The sequence below is a fragment of the uncultured Tateyamaria sp. genome (genome assembly GCF_947503705.1).
Taxonomy (GTDB): Bacteria; Pseudomonadota; Alphaproteobacteria; order Rhodobacterales; family Rhodobacteraceae; genus Tateyamaria.
In genome coordinates this window covers 1-5467 of sequence record NZ_CANNES010000021.1, presented here as the reverse complement: position 1 = coordinate 5467, position 5467 = coordinate 1, and the positions used below count along the sequence as shown (strand labels likewise).

Below are 5467 nucleotides of genomic sequence, written 5' to 3'. Positions count from 1 at the left end.
CCAACTCCGCCAACTTCTCAACATGCTCCGTAAAAGCACGACGCTTACCCCAAACAGAAACATTCCACTCAGTGGCCATGGCTTCTGTGGCAAAGGCGGTTGCAAGCGCGGCAATGGCCGCACGGTTCAGGTGCTTTTTCATTTTAGATTTCCTCCCAGAAATTTCTGGGGGCAGTTAAGCGCACTTCGGCCCGGCACACACATGAAGAAAACTGCGCGGGCCTTGCGCGGTGCCCTGCGGATTTCCGCAAGGCTACAACAGCGCGTCTTTATCCAGGCCCAGCTTGACGATTTTTTCATTCAGGGTGCGCCTGCCGATGCCCAAGGCCGCAGCGGTGTCGTCCATGCGCCCGTCATGGGTCTGGATCGCCTTGCCGATCATCTGCCGCTCGAATGCGGCCACGGCCTCGCGGAGACCGGGTCGGTTCGCCGGATCAAGCCCGGCCCCCGAAATCGCATCCTGCATCGTGCCCAGCCCCTGCTTGGCCATCATCACGCAGCGTTCGGCCACCTGGCGCAATTCGCGCACATTTCCAGGCCAGTCATGGGCGATCAGGGCGGCCATATCAGCCTCGGAGAGCTCTGGCACCGCTGTGTCGTATAGCGTTGCGAATTCCTGCAAAAACCGCATAGCCAGCAAAGTCACATCGTCAGGCCGCGCCCGCAACGGGGACAAGGCCAGGCTGAAGCCACTGAGGCGGAACATCAGATCCTGGCGCAACCTGCCAGAGGCGACCGCCGCTTGCGGGTCTTCGTTGGTGGCCGCAACAATGCGCAAATCCACGCGTTCGGGCGCGCCCTGCCCTGCCTCCAGCACGTCGCCCGCATCAATCAACCGCAAGAGCACCGGCTGCAGGTCAGCGGGGCACGCGCAAATCTCGTCCAGAAACAGGGTGCCGCCCGTCGCACTGCGGGCCACATGGGGAAGGTTCTCGGCACCGACCTGGGCCGCGTTCACCGCGATAAACGGCCCGTCGCAGCGCCCCGACAAATCGTGAACGGCCCGCGCCACCAGATCCTTGCCGGTGCCCGTTTCACCCTGCACCAGTACCGATGCCTGACCGCCCGCCACCATCGCAATGGTTTCGCGCAAGCGATGCATATCAGGGGTCTGGCCCAGTAAAACACGGTCCAGCCCGGACAATTGCTGCAACCGTTCCTTCAAGCGCCGGTTGCTTTGGCGCATCTGGTGTTGGTCCGCTGCATGAGACAGGATCAACAGCAACCGCTTGGGATCATAAGGCTTTTCGACAAAGCTATAGGCCCCATGGTTCATCGCCGCGACAGCCGTGGGAATATCACCATGGGCAGAGATCAAGACCACAGGCGGGGCTGATTGCAAGCTTTGTAACAGCTCAAGGCCCGACATCTCGGGCATGCGCACATCGGACAGGATCACATCTGGCTGGAACTGTGCGATCCAGCGGGACGCATCCGTCGCCCGGGCCAGCGCCTTGGCGACCCAGCCCGACGCCTCGATCAGATCGACCAGGGAATTGCGCATCAAACGGTCGTCATCGATGATCAAGACGCGGGTCATACTACTGCTCCGTTGCGGGGCAACGACACTTCGAACACGGCCCCCCCACCCGGTGCGTCATGGGCCGCGATCGACCCGTTGTGATCCGACACGATGCCCGCCGATATGGTCAGGCCCAGGCCCATCCCCTGCCCGCTTTCGCGGGTGGTGGCAAAGGGTTCGCGCAAATCCTCCAATGATCTGTGACCCAGACCATGGCCCGTATCGGTCACCACGAACCAGACCGCATCATCCGAGCCACCCATGGTCAGGGTCACCTGACGGTCAGCCGCCCCCTCAACCGCATCCAGGGCATTGCGCACAATATTGGTGATCACCTGCTCGATCCTCAGCTTGTTGGCGTTCAGCATCAGCGCACCCCGCGCCATCTGCACGTCGATCCGCGCATCGCGGGCCTGCACGCTCGCCTCCAGCAGGCCAATGGCATCGCGCACTGCGTCCCGCAAATCAAAATCCTCGAAACTGTCCCGGCCCTTGCGGGAAAAGAATTTGAGCTGGCGGGTGATGTTCTCCATGCGCGCCACGAGGCTTTGCATCTTGTGATTGAGCGTGGTTGGCCCCTCTCGCATTTCGGAGGCGGCCAATTGGTTGCGCATGGCCGCAATAGGTTGGCCCAACTCATGCGTGACGGAAGAGGCCAATTGCCCAAGGGCCGCAAGCCGCCCGGCCTGCTCCAATTCCGATTGGGTCTTTTGCAGCCGGGCCTCGGCGGTGCGCCGTTCGTCGATTTCGACGGCAAGGCGCTCATTGGCCAGACGCAAGGCGGCCTCCTCGCGCTCGGACGCGACAAGGGCCGTGCGCACCCGGCGCAAGCGGTTAACCTGAAGGGCACTGAAACTCAGCAACACAAGGGCGAGGAAGGTGCCGGTCGTCAGCCAGGCGCGGGTGGTCGCGGGATCACCCGGCACGAAGAAGTGCAACGACCAGTTGTTGGGCAGGTCCGCCGTGCTCAGGTACAAAAGCTGCGCGTCTCCGACGCGGGCGGTCTGGTTGTCCGCATCCACCGTCCAGTCCAACGGATCCAGCGCTTCACCGCCGAACTGGCGCGAGGTCACGATCCGATCCCGTTGCGCATCCGTCAAAGGGCCCAACGTCCGGTAGCGCCACGCCGGGTCCGACGCCAGAAGGGTGACGCCATCCGCATTGGCCAGAATGATCCGCTCGCCCGAAGCTTGCCAATCATCCTGCAGGCGAGACAGATCAATCTTGATCGCGACGACGCCGCGGTCCTCGCTCTGAGGGGGCTGAACTGCGAGGGCATAGAAATAGCCGGGAATTCCGGTGGTCGCCCCGATCCCGTAAAACTCTCCCAATTCGCCCTGCTGGGCCGCCTGGAAATAGGGCCGGTAGCCATAGGTCTGACCCTTGAAGCTGCCCGGGCTTTGGGCGTTGGAGGCCGCGATCGTCAGCCCGGTGTCATCCATCAGATAGATCGCATCGAGGCCCGCACTTTGCGCGATCCGCGCCAGCCGCGCATCCAGCACAGCGGGCGGCCCGCCAGCGGTGGCATTCGCCACAACCGGATCAAGAGACAAAAGGAACGGCAGATGCGCAAAATGGCGCAGCTCGGTCTCCAACGTACTGCGATAGAGGGTCAAACGGGCTGCGGCCTTGGCGATTTCCTGCGATTTGAAATAGGCAAACGACGCCATGTGCAGTCCGGCCGCAAGGGCCAGAATGGCCGCCAAAGGGATCAGATATATCGCGCGCATGCCCCTGACCTGACCGGTGAGCAGGCAAAAATCAACCAAAAGCGCGCCGGTGGCGGAAAGTGCAGCGACCCTGCAAGAAACGCAGCGGGCCACATGGGCACGCGGCGCGACCGGAAGGAAGATACCGCATCCTGTGCCTATGCCAGAGGCTTGGAAACAAATTTTGGAAGTGGTGCGGGTGAAGCGCGTTGAAGCGCTATTCCACAGTGTCCCGCCTCACCCCAAAACCAATTTAAAATAATGGCTTACGCAAAATTCTTTATCCCATCATATTGCATGTCGCCTTGCTAAGTCCCATACGTAAGGGTGGGTAAAAAGGTGGGTTAAATGGGCCATTCTTTGCACAAGCTTTCTGCCGCTTTCGTCAAGACCGCGCCTGCAGGCAAATATAGCGACGGTGGTGGCCTGTGGCTACACGCTCGCGACGATGGTGGTGCCCAATGGTTCCTGCGCGTCACAGTACATGGACGGCGGCGCGAAATGGGATTGGGTTCTATTCGTGACGTTTCCCTAAAGGAAGCAAGGGATGCTGCCACAAAATGGCGAACGCTTGCCAAACAGGGCGTTGATCCGATCAAAGAGCGCGAGAAAGAGCGGCGCTTGGCAGAGCGCCATCTGCACATCTTTGGGGATATTGCGAGAGACTGCTTCGAGAGCCGAAAAGCCGAACTCAAGGGGGACGGTAAGGCTGGTCGCTGGTTCTCTCCTTTGGAACTTCACGTTTTGCCAAAGCTCGGGAAAGTTCCTATCGCAGAAATTGACCAGATCGACATCCGCAACACACTTTCTCCGATCTGGCACAGCAAAGCCGCAACAGCAAAGAAAGCGATAGATCGGCTCTCTATTTGCATGCAGCATGGTGCCGCGCTCGGGTTGGATGTCGACATGCAAGCGGTGGCGAAGGCAAAGGCTCTGCTCGGGGCCCAGCGCCACAAGGTTCAACATACGCCCTTCATGCCATGGCAAGATGTCCCTGCCTTCTACGGGTCCCTCAACGAGGGGACAATAACCCAGTTGGCTCTCAGGCTTCTGATCCTCACAATCGGGACACGATCTGCCCCCCTGCGCCATATTCGCCTTGATCAAATCGACGGTGATGTCTGGACGGTTCCCTCAGAGGCCATGAAAGGCCGCAATGGAACCGGCATGGATTTCCGCGTCCCGCTCTCCCGCCAAGCCGTCGAGGTCATCGAACAAGCCCGCCCCTACGAGCGCGACGGATATTTGTTTCCAAATGTCCGCAAGGGCGTGATCTCGGACGCCACGATGTCCCGTTTGATGGAGCGTAGAAAGCTGGACGCTCGTCCACACGGTTTTCGCTCAAGTTTCCGTGTTTGGTGCTCCGAAGAGGCGAATCCGCCTTGGGAGGTCGCCGAAGCCTGCCTCGCACACACCGTAGGGGGAAAGGTGGAACGCTCATACAATCGCACCGATTTCCTAGAACAACGGCGTGAACTCATGCAGCGCTGGGCTGACTTTGTGGGGTATCCGAGTTGAGACTGACAAGCACGCTTGACGTAACGGAAGAGAAAATTTCAAAAATCAAACAAGATTTAAAGGGCGCGAAGCCAAGTGAAATTAGCGAACATGTAGAACGAACTATAGGAATGAGCGAAAGCTACGCAAAGGCGTTTAACCTCAGCGACGATCAAGAAGTAGTTGAGCTTTTCGACGAACTGGATGCAGAAGATGCGTTCGAAGTGTGCAAAGCCAACAAGGCTCTATGGGGCGCACTGTCAGGCCAAGTTAGAAGTCATATCTTTAGACTCAAAATTTGCCCGCCACCGCCCGCTTTTAAAGAACCAGAAGTCCAATCTAAAGCGTTACCATTCGATGCTCTCATCTATCTGTTTGCAAAAGACTATTTATCCAAGAATCCCGGATTTAGGCGTTCTGAGCATACACGAAACAAGGTGCAACGGCGCAACGGACGCATAGCTCATTTTCTCGAATTGTATAGCAAGGCGCTCCCAGAAATTGGCGTTGGCAGTAGCAAGAAATATAGAAATGAAGAGGCGTTGATCCCCATCTTTGCCAATGCCCTAAAGATGAGCCATGCGACTATCGCAAGGAAATGGGATGAGCGATCCAAACTCAGTACCAAAAAACGAACCTGATTTTTTTAGGACCCCGTAGTGTGAATCGCTCCGGGTTTGTCGGAGACCATCAACTTAAGTAAGGATGATGGTTATGACAAAAAGCAAAATGGCAAATC

4 protein-coding genes and 1 pseudogene are annotated in these 5467 nt (G+C 58.4%); 2 read left to right on the top strand and 3 right to left on the bottom strand.

What is annotated here, in order from left to right; genetic code table 11:
• From Q1A44_RS21785 to Q1A44_RS21775, 3 genes and pseudogenes are all read right to left on the bottom strand, one after another.
• Positions 1 to 142: pseudogene (locus tag Q1A44_RS21785) on the bottom strand (C4-dicarboxylate ABC transporter substrate-binding protein); the annotation flags it as partial.
• Between the two features lie 111 nt (positions 143 to 253).
• The gene (locus Q1A44_RS21780) at positions 254 to 1540 is read right to left on the bottom strand and encodes a sigma-54 dependent transcriptional regulator (protein WP_299629530.1); all 1287 of its coding nucleotides are present in this window, start codon (positions 1538 to 1540) and stop codon (positions 254 to 256) included.
• Positions 1537 to 3252, bottom strand: coding sequence for an ATP-binding protein (locus Q1A44_RS21775; protein WP_299629528.1), 1716 nt, complete (start codon positions 3250 to 3252; stop codon positions 1537 to 1539). The genes Q1A44_RS21780 and Q1A44_RS21775 overlap by 4 nt, the downstream gene beginning before the upstream one ends.
• Before the next feature lie 327 nt (positions 3253 to 3579).
• On the opposite strand from Q1A44_RS21775, the gene Q1A44_RS21770 reads away from it, so the two are divergent.
• A complete protein-coding gene (locus Q1A44_RS21770) occupies positions 3580 to 4749 on the top strand; it encodes a site-specific integrase (RefSeq protein WP_299629526.1) in 1170 nt (389 codons plus the stop codon).
• Positions 4746 to 5369 (top strand): hypothetical protein, encoded by a 624-nt coding sequence (locus tag Q1A44_RS21765; protein WP_299629524.1) that lies wholly within the window; start codon positions 4746 to 4748, stop codon positions 5367 to 5369. Before Q1A44_RS21770 ends, Q1A44_RS21765 begins: the two co-directional genes overlap by 4 nt.
• The last annotated feature ends 98 nt before the right edge of the window (positions 5370 to 5467 follow it).